This is a genomic window from Dactylosporangium sp. CS-047395, from assembly GCF_050942185.1.
Classification (GTDB): Bacteria; Actinomycetota; Actinomycetes; order Mycobacteriales; family Micromonosporaceae; genus Dactylosporangium.
On sequence record NZ_CP192015.1, the window covers coordinates 2,757,269 to 2,776,054 of the forward strand.

The following is an 18,786-nucleotide window of genomic DNA, read 5'->3' on the forward strand; positions in this document are numbered from 1 at the left end:
GCCTCGCCATCGGCGCCCGGGCCATGGGTCCCGCCGAGGTCTGGCAGGGTCTGACCGACGCGACCTCGACCGGCGCCACCGTCGTGCGTGAGCTGCGGCTGCCCCGGACCGTGCTGGGCCTGCTGGTCGGGCTCGCGCTCGGCCTGGCCGGGGCCCTCATGCAGGCGCTGACCCGCAACCCGCTCGCCGACCCGGGCCTGCTCGGGGTCAACGCCGGCGCGTCCGCGGCCGTGGTGAGCGCCATAGCCTTCCTGGGCGTGACGGATCTCTCGGGCTATGTCTGGTTCGCCTTCGGCGGGGCGGCCCTGGTCTCCGTCGTGGTCTATGCCGTGGCCGGAGGGCGCTCCTCCTCACCGGGCAGTCTTGCCTTGTCCGGTACCGCCGTCAGCGCCGCCCTCTACGCCTACGTCGCCGCCGTACAACTGCTGGACACCGCCTCCCTCGACCGGATGCGGTTCTGGACGGCCGGCTCCCTCGCCGCCGCCCGGCCCGGCACCGCGCCGCTGATCGCGCCGTTCGTCCTGGCCGGGGTCGTGATCGCGGTGCTGCTGGCCCGGCCGCTCAACGCCCTGGCCCTCGGCGACGACTCGGCCCGCGCGCTCGGCGCCCACCCGGGCCGCATCCGGATCTTCGCCGCCGTGTCGATCGTGCTGCTGTGCGGGGCGGCCACCGCGGCCTGCGGCCCGATCGTCTTCCTCGGCCTGATGGTGCCGCACCTGGTCCGCTCGTTCACCGGCCCCGACGTGCGCTGGCTGCTGCTGTTCAGCGCCATCCTCGCCCCGGCCCTGCTGCTCACGGCCGACGTGCTCGGCCGGGTCGTGGCCCGCCCGGGCGAGCTACAGGTCGGCGTGGTCACCGCGGTCCTGGGCGGCGGCTTCTTCCTGGCCATCGTGCGCCGGCGGCGGGCATGAACCGGCTGCGCGTCCTTGCCGTCAGCGTGGCCCTGGCGCTCGCGGCGATCGTCATCGCCCTGGTCGCCATCGGCAGCGGCGACTACCCGATGAGCCTGCCCGACGTGGTCCGCACGCTCTTCGGCCACGGCTCGCCGGCCGACGAGTTCATCGTGCAGGAGCTGCGCCTGCCGCGGGTCGTCACCGCGCTGACCACCGGGGCCGCCCTGGCGCTGGCCGGCGCGCTGTTCCAGTCGCTGGTCCGCAACCCGCTGGGCAGCCCCGACGTGCTCGGGTTCACGCAGGGCTCGGCGACCGGCGGACTGATCGCGGTCGTGGTGTTCGGCGGCGGTACCACCGCCGTCGCCACCGGATCCGTGCTCAGCGCCATCGCCACCGGGGTCGCCATCTACCTGCTCGCCTGGCGCGGCGGCGGGCACGGGCACCGGCTCATCCTCGTCGGCATCGGCGTGGCCGGCATCCTCACCGGGGTCAACAGCTACCTGCTCATCAAGGCCAACATCGTCGACGCCGCCCGGGCCGTCCTGTGGCTCACCGGCAGCCTCGACGGCCGCGGCTGGGGCAACGCGGCCGTCGCCGGCGGCGCGCTCGTCCTGCTCACCCCGATCGTCGTCGCCCTCGGCCAGGCCCTGGCCAACCTCGAGCTGGGCGACGACCCGGCCCGCGGCCTCGGCGTCAACGTCGGCTTCGTCCGGCTCACCGCCCTCGCGTGCGCCGTCCTGCTCGCCGCGGCCGCGTCGGCCGCCGCCGGGCCGGTGCTGTTCGTCGCCCTGACCGCCCCGCAGCTCGCCCGCCGCCTCACCGGGGCGTCGGGGCCCAACCTGATGGCCTCGCTGTTCATGGGCGCCGCCCTGCTCACCGGGGCCGACGTGCTGGCCCAGCGGCTGTTCCCCGGCCACCAGCTCCCCGTCGGGGTCGTCACCGGCCTACTCGGCGGGGGCTACCTGATCGTGCTGCTCGCCCGTACCGCAAGGAGAGCCCGTGTCTGACCGGCTTCGGGGAACCGACCTGACCCTCGGCTACGACGGCCGGACCGTCGCCGAGCACCTCTCCATCGACATCCCGGACGGCTCCTTCACGGTGATCGTCGGCCCCAACGCGTGCGGCAAGTCGACCCTGCTGCGCTCCCTGGCCAGGGTCCTGCGCCCGAAGGCCGGCACCGTCCTGCTCGACGGGCGCGACATCGCCACCCGCCCGGCCCGCGAGGTCGCCCGCACCCTGGGGCTGCTCGCCCAGACCGCGATCGCCCCGGACGGCATCACGGTGGCCGACCTGGTCTCCCGCGGCCGGTACCCGCACCGCGGCCCCCTGAGCACCTGGAGCGCCACCGACGAGCAGGCCGTCCAGTGGGCCATGGACGCCACGTCCGTCACCCCACTGGCCACCTCGTTCGTCGACGAGCTCTCCGGCGGCCAGCGCCAGCGGGTGTGGATCGCCATGGTCCTGGCCCAGGAGACCCCGATCCTGCTGCTCGACGAGCCCACGACGTACCTGGACATCGCCCACCAGGTCGACATCCTCGAACTGTGCGCGCGCCTCCACCGCGAGCACGGCCGCACCCTGGTCGCCGTCCTGCACGACCTGAACCTGGCCGCCCGCTACGCCACCCATTTGGTCGCCATGCGCGACGGCCGCATCCTGGCCGAGGGCCCACCCGACACGGTCGTGACGGAGCAGATGATGGAAGCCGTCTTCGCCCTGCCGTGCCGGGTCATTCCGGACCCGGAAACCGGAACGGCCATGGTCATTCCGCGCCGCCGCGCGAACTCCATCCAGCCGACGGCGTGACCGGCCGCTCGTTGTCAAGGGCGGTCACAGGCCTTCCCTCGTACTGCGTGGACAGCACGATGTGCGTCCGCACCTCACCATGGGTCCCGATCCGCTCCACGACCCCCTCGAAGTGCGCGAGGTCGCGGGCCCGGATCTCGAGCAGCGTGCAGTACTCCCCGGAAAGCCGATGGATGGCCGCCACCTCCGGATAGTCGGCCTCGCCGGTGGTCCGCAGCAGACAGGCGCCGGGCCGGCAGCGCAACTGCACGAACGCCCGGACGGCCTGCCCGACGGCTGCGGGCTCGACGACAGCCCGATACCCCGCGATGACCCCGGCTTCCCGCATCCGCCGCACCCGCTCGGCCACGGCCGGCGGCGAGAGATGCACGCGGCGCGCGAGCTCGTTGAACGACAGCCGCGCGTCGGCCTGCAGCTCACCGAGGATCCGCCAGTCCACCGCGTCGGCGTCGAACGATCGTGAAGTGGCCATGCGGATCACGGTACGAGCGCAAAGCCTTTCCCGCGTCCCCGGTGGCAACGCCCATGTGCCGCAAGCCCCGATCTGCCTACGGTTGTAGGGCATGACCTGGTTGTGGATGGCCGCCGCCCTGGGCGGTTTCGCCCAGTCCCTCGCCGGCGCCGCCGGTGCGCTCCTCGCCTTCCGGATTGCCGGCCCGGCGGTGGCCGGATTACCGCAGACCGCCCTGGTGCTGGGCGCCGCGCTGGCCGCTCTCCTGCTGTCCGCCCTGACCCGCCGGGTGGGCCGCACCCGCGCCTTGGCGACCGGCACCCTGACCGCCGCCGTCGGATGCGCTGTCGTCCTGCTCGCGGCCCACCTCGCCAGCCTGCCCCTGGTTCTGGCGGGCACCCTCCTGTCGGGCGCGGGCAACACGGCCGTGACGCTGACCCGGTACGCGGCCGCCGAACTCGCCGGCACCATGACCGCCGTCCTCACCGCCACCGCCGCCGGCGCGATCGCGGGCCCCCTGCTGCTCGGCCTCGCCGACCCCTACCTCGTGGCCGCCGCCGCCTTCGTGCTGGCCGCGCTGTGCTACCTGCCGGCGCGGGTGCGGTCGGTGGTCGAGGTGCCGGCAGGTCCTTCGGTGCGGCCGAGCCGGACGGGCCTGGCCGTGCTGACGTTCGCCAACCTCGTCATGGTCGGCGTGATGACCTTCGCGCCGGTCCACCTCGCCCACGGCGGGGCCTCGGCCACCGGGATCGGTGCCGTGATCAGCGCCCACATCGCGGGCATGTTCGCGCCCTCGCTGATCTCGACGAGGCTGGTCGCCGCGGTGGGCGCGGGCCGGACCGCTCTGCTCGGCACCGCGGTCCTGCTGATCGCCTGCCTGACCGTCGCGTCCGGCGCGACCGAGGGGCTGGTGGCCGGCCTGTTCCTGCTGGGCGTCGGCTGGAACTTCTGCCTGGTCGCGGGCAGCACCCTCCTCGTCGCGGACGTCCCCGCCCCGGACCGCCCACGCCGCGAGGCCTGGGGCGAGCTCGGCATGGGCGCCGCCGCCGCGACCGGAGGCGGCCTGTCGGGCCCGCTCGCCGCGAGTGCCGGCTACCCGGCCCTGGCCTGGATCGGCGCCGCCCTCGCCCTGACCTTCGCGGTCGTCGTGCTCAACCTCAGGCCGGGTAGCGGCGCGGGGTCCAGACCACCTGCGAGTCGTCGTCGCGGCGGCGGGTTTGCGAGGAGCCGATGATGAGCAGCGTGCGCATGTCCACTTCGGACGGTTCGAGGTCGGCCAGCCGCACCACGCGCACCGACTCCTCCGGGCCGCCCACGTCGCGGCCCACCACCACCGGGGTGTCCTCGGCGCGGTGCCGCAGCAACAACTCCTTCGCCGCCGAGACCTGCCAGGTGCGCGAGCGGGAACCCGGGTTGTACACCGCGATCACCAGGTCGGCCTTGGCCGCCGCCTCCAGCCGGCCCGCGATGACGTCCCAGGGCTTCAGCCGGTCCGACAGCGACAGCACGCAGAAGTCGTGCCCCAGCGGCGCGCCCGCCCGGCTCGCCACCGCCTGCGCGGCGGTGAGGCCCGGCAGGACCCGCACCGGCACGTCCTTCCAGCGCGGCTCCGAGGCCACCTCCAGCACCGCCGCCGCCATGGCGAAGACGCCCGGGTCGCCGGACGAGACCACCGCGACGCGGCGGCCGTCCCTGGCCAGGGAGAGGGCGAACTCGGCCCGCTCCACCTCCACCCGGTTGTCCGAGGCGTGCCGCCGCTGCCGCGGGTTGGCCGCCACGCGGTCCAGGTACGGCCCGTAGCCCACCAGGTCGTCGGCCGCGGCCAGGGCGGCCTGCGCCTCCGGGGTGAGCCAGTCGCGCCCGGCCGGGCCCAGGCCGACCACGACCACCTCGCCCGCGGCCACCACGGCGGGAGCCGCGGCCAGTGCGGCCGCGGTCTCGTCGTGGACGCGCGACGGCAGCAGCGCGATCGAGAAGTACGGCACCGACGAGGGGTCGACGGAGGCCAGCGGGGCGACGCGCTCGCCGGTGGTGGTGGCGCGCTCCACGTACCAGGCCTCGTCCAGCCGGCCCGCCTGCTCCAGCGCGTCGCGGACCTTGCCGAAGGTGCGGCCCAGTTTCATCACGGCGGCCGAGTCGGTCGCGGCCAGCCGCTCCGCCAGGACCGGGCCCGGCAGCGTGCCCGGCAGGACGGTCAGGATCTCGTCGCGCTCGACCAGCGGGCGGCCCAGGACCGCCGAGGCGCCCGAGACCGACGTGACGCCCGGGACGACCTCGGTGCGGTACCGGCCGCGGAGGCGTTTGTGCATGTGCATGTAGGAGCCGTAGAACATCGGGTCGCCCTCGCACAGGACGACCACGTCGCGGCCCGCGTCCAGGTGGGCGGCCAGGCGGGCGGCCCAGGCGTCGTAGTGCTCCTCGATCACCCCGCGGTAGTCGTTGTGCGCCTCCGTCGTGACCGGGTAGACCAGGGCCTCCTCGATCTGGTCCGGGCGCAGGTACGGCTCGGCGATCGACCTCGCGATGCTCCTGCCGTGGCGGGCCGAGTGGTACGCCACCACCGGGGCCGCCGCGACGAGCCGGGCCGCCTTGACCGTCACCAGCTCGGGATCGCCCGGGCCGAGACCGACGCCGTACAGCTGCCCACTGTCCACAGTGCTCATTCCTCTTCGCTCGCGATCGCGTTCACGGCGGCGGCCGTCATCGCGCTGCCGCCCCGGCGGCCGTGCACCACCAGGTATTCCAGGCCCGATTCGGCCAGTGCGGCCTTCGACTCGGCGGCGCCGATGAAGCCGACCGGGATGCCGATGACGGCGGCCGGCGTGCCGGCTCCCTCGGCCACCATGTCCAGCAGCCGGAACAGGGCGGTCGGCGCGTTGCCGACGGCCACCACGGCGCCCTCGATGCGGCCCCGCCACAATTCGAGGGCGGCCGCACTGCGCGTGTTTCCCAATTGCAGAGCCAGCGTCGGTACTTCCGGTGCCCGCAACGTGCACACCACGTCATTGCCCCGCGGCAGCCGGGCGCGGGTCACCCCGGACGCGACCATCTCCGCGTCGCACAGGATCGGGGCGCCGGCCAGCAGCGCGGCCCGGGCGGACGCGACCACGCCCGGCGACCAGCCGACGTCCGCCGGAAGGTCGACCATCCCGCAGGCGTGAATCATCCGTACCGTCACCCGCGCCACATCCGCCGGCAGCCCCGACAGGTCGGCCTCGGCCCGGATGGTGGCGAACGAGCGCCGGTAGATCTCGGCGCCGTCGCGGATGTAGTCGCTCACCCGGTCACACTCCGCCGATAACCTGAACCCGTCGCGAGCATCTCCACGTGCCTTCCCTTCGGCGCGCCGCAGCGGCGCTCGCAGCCCACCCAGTGCGCCGGCTCCGGCGTGCCCGCGGCGACGGCGGCCCGGGCGTCCGCGCGCACGTCGGCGAGGGACTTGGCGCAGCCCGGCCGGCCCGCGCAGGCCGTCACCCCGGCCCACGGCGAGGCGGGATCGGCGGCGAGCCCGGACGCCACAGCGTCGGCCATCGCCGCGGCCGGGACCACGACGGTCCGCCACGGGGTGACGATGATCTCTTCGAGCGCGGTCAGGGCGGCAGACTGGGCGCCGGTGAGCAGCCCGAGCGGCACCACGAGCACCGCGAGCTCGCCATGGATCCCGGGGCCGGGCGCGTCCGAGCCAAAAATCCGAAATGTCCCGAGCGTCGTGCCGAGACGCGCCGCGACACGCGCGGGGCCGTCGGAGAGCTCGGCGAGCCGCCAGGCCTTGGACTCCTGCGCGGCCCGCTCCGCCAGGAAGGCCTCGGCGGCGCGCACCAGGAGGGGCGGGCCGCCGTGGAGCTCGGTCGGTACACCGGAGAGGATCAATCGGGAATCGTGCAGGCCGACGTCGCCGACCAGCGCCGTCACGTCCCCGCGGCCGTCGTCGAGGGTGGCCAGGAACCGGCCGGGGAGCCCGGCGAGCGCGGGCGTGGCGCACAGGAGCGCGTCGAACTCGGCCACCAGCGGCCGGACCGCGGCGCTCAACGGGCTGGCGACGATGTTGCGGACCCGCTCGTGGGTGGCCGACGGCAGCAGCCCGGCGTCGGTCAGGCGCGCCGCCAGCTCCCGCTCGGCACCCGGCCGCAACGCCCTGACCTGCACGTTTCCGCGCGAGGTGAGCTCCAGGGCGGGGTCGCCGAGCTCGGCCGCGGCGGTGCGCAGGACGCGCAGCTGGGCCCCGGTGATCCGGCCGCCGGGCAGCCGGACGCGCGCCAGCCCGCCGTCGGCCGCCGCGTGCACCTGCACGGCGCCGGGGCACCGGTCGGGGACGTCGCGTCCGCTTGGAGCCTGCACGCGGCGGATATTACCTTCGCTTGACGCCGCACAGCCTCTTCCAGGAGAGTTGAGGCGCTGTACAACGGCGACGTGTGGAGGAACCCGGTGCGAATCCGGGACGGTCCCGCCACTGTGACCGGGGAGTGAGCCTCCAGCACGACGGCCACCGGGCCCAGCCCGGGAAGGCCCGGGGGTGAGCGCCGATCCGGGAGCCAGGAGACTCTCCGGCGCCGGCATCGACCCACCAGCTTGGGGCGCGGACCCCGAGGGAGGACCCCGGCGTGATCCTGCTGTTGTCGACGTCCGACACCGACCTGCTCAGCGCGCGGGCCAGTGGTGCCGGCTGGCGCCTGGCCAACCCGTCGCGCACGTCCGTGGCGGACCTTCCCGGGCTCGCCGACGGCGCCGAGCTGATCGTGGTGCGCTTCCTCGGCGGGTACCGCGACTGGCAGGACGGTTTCGACACGCTCCTGGCCACCGGCCGCCCGGTGGTGATCCTCGGCGGCGAGCAGGCGCCCGACGCCGAGCTCATGAGCCACTCGACGGTCCCGGCCGGCCTCGCCGCGCAGGCCCACGCCTACCTCGCCTTCGGCGGCGCGGCCAACCTCGCCGAGCTGCACCGGTTCCTCTCCGACACGGTCCTGCTCACCGGCCACGGCTTCGCCGCGCCGGTCGAGACCCCCGTCTGGGGCGTGCTGGAGCGCGCCGAGAAGGACGTCGACGGACCGACGGTGGCCGTCATCTACTACCGGGCGCACCACGTCGCCGGGAACACCGCGTTCATCGAGGGGCTGTGCACCGCGCTGGAGTCCGAGGGCGCCCGGCCGCTGCCGGTGTTCGCCGCCTCGCTGCGCACCGCGCCGCCGGAGCTGCTCGCGACCCTGGCCGAGGCCGACGCGCTGATCGTGACGGTGCTCGCGGCCGGCGGCACCCGGCCCGCCGACGCCCAGGCCGGCGGCGAAGACGAGGCCTGGGACGTGGGCGCGCTGGCCGCGCTCGACGTGCCGATCCTGCAGGGGCTGTGCCTGACGTCCAGCCGCGACACCTGGGACGGTAACGACGACGGGCTGTCGCCGCTGGACACCGCGACCCAGGTGGCCATCCCGGAGTTCGACGGGCGGCTCATCACGGTGCCGTTCTCGTTCAAGGAGATCGACGAGGACGGCCTGACCGTGTACGTCGCCGATCCGGAGCGGGCCGGCCGCGTGGCGGGGATCGCCACGGCCCACGCGCGCCTGCGCCGCATCCCGAACGCGGACAAGCGGGTCGTGGTGATGCTCAGCGCGTACCCGACGAAACACTCCCGGATCGGCAACGCCGTCGGCCTCGACACGCCTGCGAGCGTCGTGCGGCTGCTTGAGGCCCTTGCTCGTGAAGGCTACGACCTCGGGGAAGGCTTCCCTTCTGATGGGGATGCGCTCATCCACGAGCTGATCGCGGCCGGCGGGCAGGACGTCAACTGGCTCACCGAGGAGCAGCTGCAGGGCAACCCGGTCCGCATTCCGGGCGAGCGCTACCGCGCGTTCTTCGACACGCTCCCCGACGACCTGCGGGCCGGGATGGAGCAGCACTGGGGCCCGGCCCCGGGCGAGCTGTTCGTGTCCGACGGCGACATCGTGCTCGCCGCCCTGCAGCGCGGCAACGTCGTGGTGATGGTGCAGCCGCCGCGCGGCTTCGGCGAGAACCCGGTCGCGATCTACCACGACCCGGACCTGCCGCCGTCGCACCACTACCTGGCCGCGTACCGCTGGCTGGCCGACTCCTTCGGCGCGCACGCGGTCGTGCACGTCGGCAAGCACGGCAACCTGGAGTGGCTGCCCGGCAAGACGGTCGGGCTGTCGGCCGGCTGCGGGGCCGACGCGGCGCTGGGCAACCTGCCGCTCATCTACCCGTTCCTGGTCAACGACCCGGGCGAGGGCACGCAGGCCAAGCGCCGGGCGCACGCCACGCTGGTCGACCACCTGGTGCCGCCGATGGCCCGCGCCGAGTCGTACGGTGACATCGCCCGCCTCGAACAGCTCCTCGACGAGCACGCGAACATCGCCGCGCTCGACCCGGCCAAGCTGCCCGCGATCCGGGCCCAGATCTGGACGCTGATCCAGGCCGCGAAGCTCGACCACGACCTGGGGCTGGACGACCGGCCGCACGACGCGGAGTTCGACGATTTCCTGCTGCACGTCGACGGCTGGCTGTGCGAGGTCAAGGACGTGCAGATCCGCGACGGCCTGCACATTCTGGGCGTGGCTCCTTCGGGTTCCGCCCGCGTGGACCTCGTCCTGGCCATGCTGCGGGCGCGGCAGATGTGGGGCGGCCAGGCGGCGGCCCTGCCGGGTCTGCGGGAGGCGCTCGGTCTCGATGAGTCCACGCCGGAACGGTCCAATGTGGACGCCATCGAGGCGCAGGCCCGTTCGCTCGTCGCGGCGATGGAGTCGCGGGACTGGAGCACCTCCGACCTTTCCGATATTTCCGAAATTCCGGATGTGGTACGGGTGCTGCGGTTCGCGGCCGAGGAGATCGTGCCCCGGCTGGAGCGCACCACGGACGAGCTCACGATGGTGCTGCACGCGCTCGACGGCGGCTATGTGCCGGCCGGGCCCAGCGGGTCCCCGCTGCGCGGCCTCATCAACGTGCTGCCGACCGGCCGGAACTTCTACTCGGTGGACCCGAAGGCGGTGCCGTCGCGGCTCGCCTGGGAGACCGGGCAGGCGATGGCCGATTCGCTGCTGGCGCGGTACCGCGCGGATCACGGCGACTGGCCCCGCTCGGTCGGCCTGTCGATGTGGGGCACCAGCGCGATGCGCACCGCCGGCGACGACATCGCCGAGGCCCTGGCGCTGCTCGGGGTCCGCCCGGTGTGGGACGAGGCCTCCCGCCGGGTCACCCGTCTGGAGCTCATCGACCTCACGGAGCTGGGCCGGCCGCGCATCGACGTGACCATGCGCATCTCCGGCTTCTTCCGCGACGCCTTCCCGCATGTGGTGGCGTTGCTCGACGATGCCGTACAAATGGCGGCTTCTGCTCCTGAGGCTCCTGAGTCGAACTTCGTCCGCGCGCACGTCGAGGCCGACCTCGCCGCCCACGGCGACGAGCGGCGGGCGACCCTGCGGGTGTTCGGGTCCAAGCCGGGCGCCTACGGTGCGGGCATCCTGCCGCTCATCGACAGCCGGAACTGGCGCGACGACCGCGACCTGGCCGAGGTGTACGCGGTGTGGGGCGGCTACGCCTACGGCCGCGGCGTCGACGGCGTGCCCGCCCGCGGCGACATGGAGGGCGCGTACAAGCGGATCAGCGTGGCGGTCAAGAACACCGACACCCGCGAGCACGACATCGCCGACTCCGACGACTACTTCCAGTACCACGGCGGCATGGTCGCGACCGTGCGGGCGCTGACCGGCCGGGCCCCCGCCGCGTACGTCGGCGACAGCACCAACCCGGACGCCGTGCGCACCCGCACGCTGAGCGAGGAGACCGCCCGCGTCTTCCGGGCCCGGGTGGTCAACCCGCGCTGGCTCGCCGCGATGCGCCGGCATGGGTACAAGGGCGCCTTCGAGCTCGCGGCCACCGTCGACTACCTGTTCGGCTTCGACGCCACGGCCGGGGTGGTGGCCGACTGGATGTACGAGAAACTGGCCGAGTCCTACGTGTTCGACCCGGACAACCAGAAGTTCCTGACCGAGTCGAACCCGTGGGCCCTGCACGGCATCACCGAGCGCCTCCTGGAAGCGGCCGACCGCGGCCTGTGGGAGCACCCGGAGCAGTCCACATTGGACGGTCTGCGCGAGGTGTACCTCCAGACCGAGGGCGACCTGGAGGACGCTTAGCTTCTGTAGGCGGCCGTGGCGACGGTGCTGTACGTGACGGTGAACGTCGCCGGCGTCTCGATCTCCTCGAAGACCTCGGGCGGGAGCCGGTTCGCGAACCCGGAGGTGGCCAGCTGATCGAGCCACTCCCGGCGGGTGTAGACCCGCTCCCAGGGAAAGATCCAGTCCTCCGGTTCGCTGAACGCCCCGGTCGCGCGCAGCCCCTCGGCCGCCTTGTCGGCGAGCGGGCGGTAGGCGTTGCCGCCGAAGGAGTACCGTTGCGGCATCGGCATTTCCGGCAGGTGCTTGCGCAGCACGCGCATGGCGGCCGCCCCGACCTCCTCCGGCGGGTCGGCACCGTTCCAGAACATGGTGACCAGCCCGCCGGGCCGCAGCACGTCCGCCACCGCGCGCGCCCCGGCCATCGGCTCGACCCAGTGCCAGGTCTGCCCGGCGACGACGGCGTCGAAGGTGCGCCCGGCCGGATCCCACTCCTCGATCTTGGCGACCTCGACCTCGATCCCGTGCCGGCGCGCCACCTCGGCCATGCGCGGATCGGGATCGAGCCCGAGCACGGTGCTCCCATGGAGTTGGCGGCTCACGATGCCGGTGCCGCACCCGACGTCGAGGATGTGACCCTGGGGAATGCGTTCGATGAGCGCGGACGGATAGCTGGGGCGGGCCCGGTCGTAGCGCTCGGCGTCGGCCCCGAACGATTCGGCTACTGCGCGTTCCTCGTGCGGTACAGTGGGCATGCGCCCACTCTAGTGGGCACTCGCCCACTCTGACAAGATGGGAGTCCACGAGTGCCCACGGGAGTAGCCCTCCGCGACGTCCGCGAGCAGCTCTTCGCCGCCGCGGATCGCATCCTGCTGCGAGACGGCCCGAGCGCGTTGACGAGCCGCGCCGTGACGACCGAGGCCGGCGTGGCGAAGGGCGTGCTGCACAAGCACTTCACGGACTTCGACGACTTCCTGGCCGCGTTCGTCCTGGACCGCGTCCACCAGATGGCCCCCCAGGCGGTAGCCCTGCGCTCACTGGCCGGCACCGGCACGGTCGCCGGCAACGTGACGGACGCGCTGGTGGCCGTCTTCGGCTCGGTCGCGGTGGCGATCGTGGCCCTGGTGACGTTCCGCGACGAGCTGCGCGCCCGCCTCCGCGAAACGTGGCCGGCGGGCGTGCCGGTGCTGACCGAGGCGGCGCGCATGCTCGCCGCGTATCTGGCGGCCGAGCGCGAGTTGGGGCGCGTGCCGCGGGGCGCCGAACCGGACGGGCTGGCGGCGATGCTGATCGGGACCGCCCACCTGCTGTTCGCCGATCGCACCGGCCCGCCGCCGACCCGGGACGCGGTGGAGCGGGCGGTCGCCCTGGTCCTCGGATGATCGTCGTCCGCGCCTGCCTGCGCGACGGCACAGGTGGCAGCCCGACGACTGTGACGCACACGTTCGAGCTGGGCCCGACGTCTCACACGGTGTGGATCGGTCCCGGGCCGGAGTTGCGGTTCTTCACCTCGACCGGCGAACTCCCGGCGTGCGGCCACGGGACGATCGCGGCGCTGGCGGTCCTGGGTCCCGGCGGGTATGAGGTACGGGCCGGCGGGCGCACCTTCCGTGGGCGCGCCTGGAGCTCGGGCGAGCTGATGGGGGCGGCCTTCGATCCCGGGCCGGTAACCCTGCGTTCGCCTTCTGACGCCGGTGTTGTGCTTGCTGCCCTTGGGCTCGGCTCCGTCGAGGGGGTGGTGGTCGCTTCGGTCGGGCGCGCACGGCTGCTGGTTCCGGTCGGCACACGCGAGGAGCTGGCGGCGCTCGCGCCCGACCAGGCGGCTCTGCGCGCGGCCTGCGACGCTTCCGGGCTGCTCGGGTGCTTCGTGTACTCGCGGCCGGACGGTGAGGGGCGCGCGGCGGCTCGGATGTTCGCGCCGTCGATCGGGGTGCCGGAGGACATCGCGAACGCCAACAGCACCTTCTGCCTGGCCGCCGCGCTCGGGACGCCCGTGACCGTCGACATGGGCGACGCCCTGGGCGAGCCCGCCACCATCCACGCCGACGCACACGAGGTGGGCGGGGTCTGCCACATCCCATGACCACGCCGCACCCGCCCAGAAGGGCACGGGTGCCACCTCCTCCGCGGCCGCCCTGTCCCTGTTGCGCGAGGCGCTGACGAGCGGGCCGGTGCTGGCCGGACCGCTCGAGATGGGGCTGTTCGCGCACCAGCCGGGGATGACCGGCCCGATCGAGGCGGACCACTTCGTCGTGGTGCTGTCCGCGGACGACGAGCTGGTCCGCTTCCACGACCCACACGGCCACCCGTACGCGACCCTGCCGACGGACACGTTCCTGGCCGCGTGGAAGGGCGAGACGATCGGGTACCGCAGCACCGATTACACGCTGCGATATGCGTTCAACCGCGCCGGATCGGTCACGGTCGCCGATGCCCTGCGCGACGCCGTCCCGTCCTTCGCCGCCTGGCTCCGCGGCCGCTTCGAACTGCCCGTCCCTCCGGACACCCGGCACGGCGCGGATGCCCTCCACGCCCTGGCCGATCGCGTGGAGGCCGGCCTGCCGGACGACGTGCGGGCGCACCTGACCCACTTCGCCGTACGGGTGGGCGCGCGCCGCCTCTCGGACGCCGCGGCCGCGCTGGCTTCGCTGGGCCTAGTGGCGGCGGCGCAGGTGTTGACGGAGCAGTCGATGCTGGTGGGCGGCTTGCAGTACGCCTTCGTGGCGGACGACCGCACCGCGGCTTCACGCGCGTTGCGTGCACTCGCTCCGACGTACGCCGCGCTGGCGGCCACCCTCCCGTGAACCCGCCGCGACCGTGCGAGGCAGGCGCGGCGGGCTGGTGGCGACGGTCAGCTGAGGCCGATCGGGGTGGCGGCGGGAGTGCTCGGCGTGGCGGCCGGGAGGCGGCCCAGCACAGTAGGCGTGACGCGGCGGTAAGCGGCCGGATTCACCGGATTCAGCCAGTGCGACGCCCGCACCCCCGCGCCGATGTTCAGGCCCAGGCCGCTGAAGGGCCGGCGACGGTGGCGGTACCGTCCCGTTGCGATATTCACATTCCTCGTTTAAACGGCTACTCTGCCCGGCGGGAGCCGCGCGCGTTGACTTCGTTCTTGTGATGTCAGCCGCGTCGCCGTCGTGCTTGGAAGCCCGGCGGTGGCGGCGCACCTCCCGAGGAGTACCGATGCAAGTTTCATCGACCGCCCGGCGCATCGCGGCCGGGGCCCTGGTCCTGGTGACCGCCGCCCTCGGCCTCGCCGCGCTCGCCCGACCGGCGGCCGCGCACGGGTCGCTCACCGATCCGCCGTCGCGCAACTACGGGTGCTGGGACCGCTGGGGCTCCGACTTCCAGAACCCGAACATGGCCAACGTCGACCCGATGTGTGCCCAGGCGTGGCAGGCCAACCCCAACACCATGTGGAACTGGAACGGCCTGTTCCGCGAGGGGGTGGCGGGCAACCACCAGGCCGCTGTGCCGGACGGGCAGCTGTGCAGCGGTGGCCGTACCCAGAACGGCTTCTACGCCTCGCTGGACACGGTCGGGCCGTGGGTCGCCGCCACGAAGCCGAACAAGTTCACGCTCACGCTGACCGACCAGGCCCAGCACGGCGCGGACTACCTGCTGATCTACATCACCAAGCAGGGCTTCGACCCGGCCACGCAGCCGCTCACGTGGAACAGCCTGGAGCTCATCCAGCGCACGTCGCGGTACGCGCCCGCGCCGATGTACCAGGCCCAGGTCGACGCCGGGACCCGCACCGGCCGGCACGTCATCTACACGATCTGGCAGGCGAGCCACCTCGACCAGTCGTACTACCTGTGCAGTGACGTGATCTTCACCGGCCAGGGCGGCAGCACGGGCTCGCCGTCGCCGTCGCCGTCCCGGTCCACCTCGCCCTCGCCGTCGCGCTCGGCCAGCACCAGCCCCAGCGCGAGTGCCAGCCCGTCGCGGTCGGTGAGTCAGGCGCCGGGTGGTTGCTCCGCCACCTACGCGAAGTCGTCCGAATGGGCCGGTGGTTTCGGCGCCAACGTGACCGTGACCGCGGGCTCGGCCGGGATCAGCCAATGGACGGTCAGGATGACGTTCGCCAATGGCCAGACCGTGACCAGTTCCTGGAACGCCACACTGACCACCAGCGGTTCCACGGTGACCGCGGTCAATGCCAGCTACAACGGGCGGCTGAGCGCGGGCCAGAGCACGAGTTTCGGCTTCAACGGCAGTTGGAACGGGACCAACAATCCGCCGACGCTCAGCTGTAGCGCGCAATAACCCAGTGGTCGTAAGGGTGCCGGCCGGGCCGGAATCCCGCCGCCTCCGCCAGTGCGGCGGCGTCGGCGAACCCGGCCGCCACCGCCTCGGGCCGGTGCGCATCGCTGCCGAAGGACACAGCGGTGCCGCCGGCCTCCCGCCAGTACGAGAGCAGGATCGGATCCAGGGTGCGGCGGGTGTTGATCTCCAGCGCCCGCCCCGTCCCGGCCAGTGACCCGAGCACCGCCCGCACCTCGTCCTCGAAGTCGGACCAGCGAAAAGCAAAGGACGACGGCAGATATCGTACGGCGTAATCGAGGTGCGTCAGTGTCGAGAAGTCGCCGTAGGACTCGATCATCCGCGCGGTCTCGGCGAAGTACTCGCGCAGCACATCGGGGATCGGCCGCAGCGCGTACTCGTCCTCGACCAGCCGGTCCCGCCCGCCCACGCGGATCGAGTGCATCGAGCCGATCACCCGCTCGAACGGCGCCGCGGCCAGCAGCTCGGCGGCCGGCCCGGCGAACCAGTGCGGCTCGCCGAGCTCGACCCCGGTGATGATCCGCAGCGACGGGTACTTCGCGCGGCACCGGTCGATCGCCTCCAGGTACCCGTCCACGTCCAGCGGCGGCGGGGTCAGCACCCCGTCGCGGTACAGCGCGGCCCAGTGCGCCGGCACGTCCCGCGGCGCCACGTTCCAGGCGATGAAGTCGACGTGCTCGGTGAACGCGATCGCCGGCAGCCCCAGAGCGACCGCCTGCGCGCACGAGCCCGCCATGTCGCCGGTCCGGGTGTCCCAGGAGAACTCGGAGTGCGTGTGCAGATCGGGCGGCAGCGTCACGCGCACAGCCTACGGGCGGGCCAGGATCTCGCCGTGCAGCAGGGAGATCCAGCCGTCGGGGTCGGCCGCCCACCGTCGCCAGCCCTGCGAGATGCGGTCGAGTTCTTCCTGCGGTACACCCGAAGCCAGGGCCTGCCGGGCCATCGCGGACTCCCGCACGCGGTCCGCCCACATGCCGCCCCACCAGGCGCGATCCTCTTCGTCGGCGAAGCACCAGGTGCTCGAGCCGGCGGCCACGTCGCTGAACCCGGCCGCGTGGGCCCAGGCCATCAGCCGCCGCCCGGCGTCCGGCTCGCCGCCGTTGGCCCGGGCCATGCGCTGGTAGAGGGCCAGCCAGTCGTCGAGTTCGGGCATCTGGGGGTACCACGTGAAGGCCGCGTAGTCGCTGTCGCGCACGGCCACGTAGCCGCCCGGCTTGCACACCCGCCGCATCTCGCGCAGCGCCAGGACGGGGTCGGCGACGTGCTGCAGGACCTGGTGCGCGTGCACCACGCAGAACGTGTCGTCGGGGAACGGCAGCGCGTGCACGTCGCCCAGCACGACCTCGGCGTTGGCCACCCCGGCGAGCCCGTCGCGGGCCACCTTGACCGCCTCCTCGTTGACCTCCAGGGCGGTCACCTTGCGCACGCGCGCGGCGAGGTCGCGGGTGATGGTGGCCGGCCCGGCGCCGACGTCGAGCACGTGCATCTTCTCGATGAGCACCGGCAGCAGGTAGGCGGCGGAGTTCTCGGCGGTGCGCCAGCGGTGGGAGCGCAGCACCGATTCGTGGTGGCCGTGCGTGTACACGTTCGTAGGCATGTCCCAGAGGTTAGTATTCTCATCTCAAACTGCGGAACAAGAATCCCATATGCCAAGATGGCAGCTGACCGGATGCGTCCGCTGAAGAGGCTGGAAAACCGCTTCCGGAGACAGGAGTCTGAGCACATGCGAAGCGCTCTCATCGTCATCGACATCCAGGAGTCGTTCCGGCAGCGCCCCAGCTGGGCCGCCGTCTCCAACCCGGACATCGTCAACACCGTGAACCCGCTGATCGACGACGCCCGCCGCCGCGGCGACCTCGTCGTGTGGGTGCTGCACACCGAGCCCGGCACCGGCGGCGTCTTCGACCCGGCGGCCGGGCACGACCACATCCGGTACATCGAAGGGCTCGCACCGGCGGAAGGCGAGCCGCAGCTGGTCAAGACGTCGGCCAACTGCTTCACCACGACCGGCCTGCAGCAGCTGCTCACCACCGAGGGCATCCGGCACCTGATCGTCACGGGTATCCAGACCGAGCTGTGCTGCGAGACCACCACCCGGGTCGCGGGCGATCTGGGCTACGACGTCACGTTCGTCACCGAGGCGACGGCCACCTTCCCGATCGCCCACCGCGAGCCCGGCGGACCGGCCCTGAGCACCGACGACGTCATCGCGCGGACGGAATATGCTCTGGCCGGCCGCTTCGCCACCATCGCCACCGTCAAGGAGGTCCTCGCGCGGTGAGGATCGTCTTCCTGCTCGTACCGCAGGTGCACCTGCTCGACCTGGCCGGCCCCGCGCAGGTGTTCTCCACCGTGCGCGACCTCGGGCTGGGCTACGAGCTGCACTACGTGGCCGAGCGGGAGGAGGTGCCGACCGCGCAGGGCGTGCCGCTGCGGGCCGAGACCCGCTGGCCGCGCCTGGGCCGGGGGGACCTGATCCTGATCCCGGGCTGGAAGGGGGCCCGGTTCGGCGACCACGGGCTGCTGACCGGATCGACCCGCGACCGGATCGCGGCCCACCACGCCGGCGGCGGGACCGTGGCCAGCGTGTGTGCCGGGGCCGACGCGCTCGGCCAGGCCGGGCTGCTCGACGGGCGCCGCTGCACGACCCACCACGGGCTGCAGGATCACCTCGCGCAGCGGTACCCGGCGGCGCGGGTGGTGCGCGACGTGCTGTACGTGGTCGACGAGCGGGTCGTCACCTCGGCCGGCATCGCCAGCGGGATCGATTTGGCGCTGCACCTGGTGGCGACCCGGCACGGCCCGGCGCTCGCCGCCCAGGTGGCCCGCGAGATGGTCGTCTACGCCCGGCGCAACGGCGACGCGCCCCAGCACAGTGCGATGCTGCGGCACCGCGACCACCTGAGCGACGTGGTGCACCGCGTGCAGGACGTCATCGACGGAAGGTTCGCCGAGCGGCTGCCCCTGCACGAGCTCGCGGACGGGGCCGGGGTGAGCGAGCGCACCCTGACCCGCGCGTTCGGCGAGGCGACCGGGCTGACCCCGCTGCGCTACCAGCAGCTGCTGCGGCTCGAGCGGGCCGAGCACCTGATCGGGCACGGGGCCACGGTCGAGGCCGCGGCCCGTGCGGCCGGCTTCGAGGACGCCCGGATGCTGCGTCGCCTCAGAGATCGTGCAAAAGCAGGAACGGCCGCCGGTACTCCCGGCGGCCGTCCCTTGTGACGCTGGT

Annotated in this window: 19 protein-coding genes and 1 riboswitch; of the genes, 11 read left to right on the forward strand and 8 right to left on the reverse strand. The window is 73.2% G+C overall.

Annotated elements, in window-relative coordinates; translation table 11 throughout:
* Positions 1-23 precede the first annotated feature (23 nt).
* Genes ACQP00_RS12870 through ACQP00_RS12880 form a run of 3 tightly spaced genes read left to right on the forward strand, consistent with a single transcriptional unit; the run spans position 24 to position 2,699 of the window.
* On the forward strand, positions 24-911 hold the full coding sequence (locus ACQP00_RS12870) for a FecCD family ABC transporter permease (protein ID WP_433223832.1): 888 nt from the start codon (positions 24-26) through the stop codon (positions 909-911).
* Positions 908-1,900, forward strand: a complete 993-nt coding sequence (locus tag ACQP00_RS12875) for a FecCD family ABC transporter permease (protein ID WP_433218580.1) — start codon at positions 908-910, stop codon at positions 1,898-1,900. Before ACQP00_RS12870 ends, ACQP00_RS12875 begins: the two co-directional genes overlap by 4 nt.
* Positions 1,893-2,699: an ABC transporter ATP-binding protein gene (locus tag ACQP00_RS12880; protein WP_433218582.1), complete on the forward strand. Its 807-nt coding sequence runs from the start codon at positions 1,893-1,895 to the stop codon at positions 2,697-2,699. The genes ACQP00_RS12875 and ACQP00_RS12880 overlap by 8 nt, the downstream gene beginning before the upstream one ends.
* Here the strand turns inward: ACQP00_RS12880 and ACQP00_RS12885 are convergent.
* A complete protein-coding gene (locus ACQP00_RS12885; protein ID WP_433218584.1) occupies positions 2,656-3,171 on the reverse strand; it encodes an Lrp/AsnC family transcriptional regulator in 516 nt (171 codons plus the stop codon). The genes ACQP00_RS12880 and ACQP00_RS12885 overlap by 44 nt on opposite strands.
* Positions 3,172-3,262: 91 nt before the next feature.
* Here ACQP00_RS12885 and ACQP00_RS12890 point away from each other — a divergent pair, with 91 nt between their 5' ends.
* Complete coding sequence (locus ACQP00_RS12890; protein WP_433218586.1) at positions 3,263-4,384, forward strand: MFS transporter; 1,122 nt, start codon at positions 3,263-3,265, stop codon at positions 4,382-4,384.
* Here the strand turns inward: ACQP00_RS12890 and ACQP00_RS12895 are convergent.
* Genes ACQP00_RS12895 through ACQP00_RS12905 form a run of 3 tightly spaced genes read right to left on the reverse strand, consistent with a single transcriptional unit; the run spans position 4,308 to position 7,488 of the window.
* Complete coding sequence (locus tag ACQP00_RS12895) at positions 4,308-5,813, reverse strand: precorrin-2 C(20)-methyltransferase (RefSeq protein WP_433218588.1); 1,506 nt, start codon at positions 5,811-5,813, stop codon at positions 4,308-4,310. The two genes, ACQP00_RS12890 and ACQP00_RS12895, sit on opposite strands and share 77 nt — an antisense overlap.
* Entirely contained in the window at positions 5,810-6,430 is a 621-nt protein-coding gene (locus ACQP00_RS12900; protein ID WP_433218590.1) for a precorrin-8X methylmutase, read from the reverse strand. Before ACQP00_RS12900 ends, ACQP00_RS12895 begins: the two co-directional genes overlap by 4 nt.
* Positions 6,427-7,488, reverse strand: coding sequence for a precorrin-3B synthase (locus ACQP00_RS12905; protein WP_433218592.1), 1,062 nt, complete (start codon positions 7,486-7,488; stop codon positions 6,427-6,429). The genes ACQP00_RS12900 and ACQP00_RS12905 overlap by 4 nt, the downstream gene beginning before the upstream one ends.
* 78 nt (positions 7,489-7,566) lie before the next feature.
* Positions 7,567-7,692, forward strand: a riboswitch (cobalamin riboswitch).
* Between the two features lie 59 nt (positions 7,693-7,751).
* On the opposite strand from ACQP00_RS12905, the gene ACQP00_RS12910 reads away from it, so the two are divergent.
* The gene (locus ACQP00_RS12910) at positions 7,752-11,291 is read left to right on the forward strand and encodes a cobaltochelatase subunit CobN (protein ID WP_433218594.1); all 3,540 of its coding nucleotides are present in this window, start codon (positions 7,752-7,754) and stop codon (positions 11,289-11,291) included.
* Here the strand turns inward: ACQP00_RS12910 and ACQP00_RS12915 are convergent.
* Entirely contained in the window at positions 11,288-12,025 is a 738-nt protein-coding gene (locus ACQP00_RS12915) for a class I SAM-dependent methyltransferase (RefSeq protein ID WP_433218596.1), read from the reverse strand. The genes ACQP00_RS12910 and ACQP00_RS12915 overlap by 4 nt on opposite strands.
* A 51-nt stretch (positions 12,026-12,076) precedes the next feature.
* Between ACQP00_RS12915 and ACQP00_RS12920 the strand changes: the two genes are divergently transcribed.
* From ACQP00_RS12920 to ACQP00_RS12930, 3 genes are all read left to right on the forward strand, one after another.
* Positions 12,077-12,652: a TetR/AcrR family transcriptional regulator gene (locus ACQP00_RS12920; RefSeq protein WP_433218598.1), complete on the forward strand. Its 576-nt coding sequence runs from the start codon at positions 12,077-12,079 to the stop codon at positions 12,650-12,652.
* Positions 12,649-13,353 carry a PhzF family phenazine biosynthesis protein gene (locus ACQP00_RS12925; RefSeq protein WP_433218600.1) on the forward strand — a complete coding sequence of 235 codons (705 nt, stop codon included), beginning with the start codon at positions 12,649-12,651 and terminating at the stop codon, positions 13,351-13,353. Before ACQP00_RS12920 ends, ACQP00_RS12925 begins: the two co-directional genes overlap by 4 nt.
* Positions 13,354-13,414: 61 nt before the next feature.
* Positions 13,415-14,074 carry a hypothetical protein gene (locus ACQP00_RS12930; protein WP_433218602.1) on the forward strand — a complete coding sequence of 220 codons (660 nt, stop codon included), beginning with the start codon at positions 13,415-13,417 and terminating at the stop codon, positions 14,072-14,074.
* 47 nt (positions 14,075-14,121) lie between these two features.
* Here ACQP00_RS12930 and ACQP00_RS12935 read toward each other — a convergent pair whose 3' ends face one another.
* Positions 14,122-14,325, reverse strand: a complete 204-nt coding sequence (locus tag ACQP00_RS12935; RefSeq protein ID WP_433218604.1) for a hypothetical protein — start codon at positions 14,323-14,325, stop codon at positions 14,122-14,124.
* Positions 14,326-14,453: 128 nt separating this feature from the next.
* Between ACQP00_RS12935 and ACQP00_RS12940 the strand changes: the two genes are divergently transcribed.
* The gene (locus tag ACQP00_RS12940) at positions 14,454-15,539 is read left to right on the forward strand and encodes a lytic polysaccharide monooxygenase auxiliary activity family 9 protein (RefSeq protein WP_433218606.1); all 1,086 of its coding nucleotides are present in this window, start codon (positions 14,454-14,456) and stop codon (positions 15,537-15,539) included.
* On the opposite strand, the gene ACQP00_RS12945 is transcribed toward ACQP00_RS12940, so the two are convergent.
* The gene (locus ACQP00_RS12945; RefSeq protein WP_433218607.1) at positions 15,520-16,356 is read right to left on the reverse strand and encodes a PHP domain-containing protein; all 837 of its coding nucleotides are present in this window, start codon (positions 16,354-16,356) and stop codon (positions 15,520-15,522) included. The two genes, ACQP00_RS12940 and ACQP00_RS12945, sit on opposite strands and share 20 nt — an antisense overlap.
* 9 nt (positions 16,357-16,365) lie before the next feature.
* Positions 16,366-17,142 (reverse strand): class I SAM-dependent methyltransferase, encoded by a 777-nt coding sequence (locus tag ACQP00_RS12950; RefSeq protein WP_433223834.1) that lies wholly within the window; start codon positions 17,140-17,142, stop codon positions 16,366-16,368.
* 138 nt (positions 17,143-17,280) lie between these two features.
* Here ACQP00_RS12950 and ACQP00_RS12955 point away from each other — a divergent pair, with 138 nt between their 5' ends.
* Both ACQP00_RS12955 and ACQP00_RS12960 read left to right on the forward strand, forming a co-directional pair.
* Positions 17,281-17,838, forward strand: a complete 558-nt coding sequence (locus ACQP00_RS12955) for a cysteine hydrolase family protein (protein WP_433218609.1) — start codon at positions 17,281-17,283, stop codon at positions 17,836-17,838.
* Positions 17,835-18,779 carry a GlxA family transcriptional regulator gene (locus ACQP00_RS12960; protein ID WP_433218611.1) on the forward strand — a complete coding sequence of 315 codons (945 nt, stop codon included), beginning with the start codon at positions 17,835-17,837 and terminating at the stop codon, positions 18,777-18,779. The genes ACQP00_RS12955 and ACQP00_RS12960 overlap by 4 nt, the downstream gene beginning before the upstream one ends.
* Positions 18,780-18,786: the final 7 nt, after the last annotated feature.

Coding starts and splice junctions, on each gene's coding strand:
- ACQP00_RS12870 (WP_433223832.1), top strand. CDS start 24: ATGGGTCCCGCCGAGGTCTGGCAGGGTCTGACCGACGCGACCTCGACC.
- ACQP00_RS12875 (WP_433218580.1), top strand. CDS start 908: ATGAACCGGCTGCGCGTCCTTGCCGTCAGCGTGGCCCTGGCGCTCGCG.
- ACQP00_RS12885 (WP_433218584.1), bottom strand. CDS start 3,171: ATGGCCACTTCACGATCGTTCGACGCCGACGCGGTGGACTGGCGGATC.
- ACQP00_RS12890 (WP_433218586.1), top strand. CDS start 3,263: ATGACCTGGTTGTGGATGGCCGCCGCCCTGGGCGGTTTCGCCCAGTCC.
- ACQP00_RS12895 (WP_433218588.1), bottom strand. CDS start 5,813: ATGAGCACTGTGGACAGTGGGCAGCTGTACGGCGTCGGTCTCGGCCCG.
- ACQP00_RS12915 (WP_433218596.1), bottom strand. CDS start 12,025: ATGCCCACTGTACCGCACGAGGAACGCGCAGTAGCCGAATCGTTCGGG.
- ACQP00_RS12925 (WP_433218600.1), top strand. CDS start 12,649: ATGATCGTCGTCCGCGCCTGCCTGCGCGACGGCACAGGTGGCAGCCCG.
- ACQP00_RS12940 (WP_433218606.1), top strand. CDS start 14,454: ATGCAAGTTTCATCGACCGCCCGGCGCATCGCGGCCGGGGCCCTGGTC.
- ACQP00_RS12955 (WP_433218609.1), top strand. CDS start 17,281: ATGCGAAGCGCTCTCATCGTCATCGACATCCAGGAGTCGTTCCGGCAG.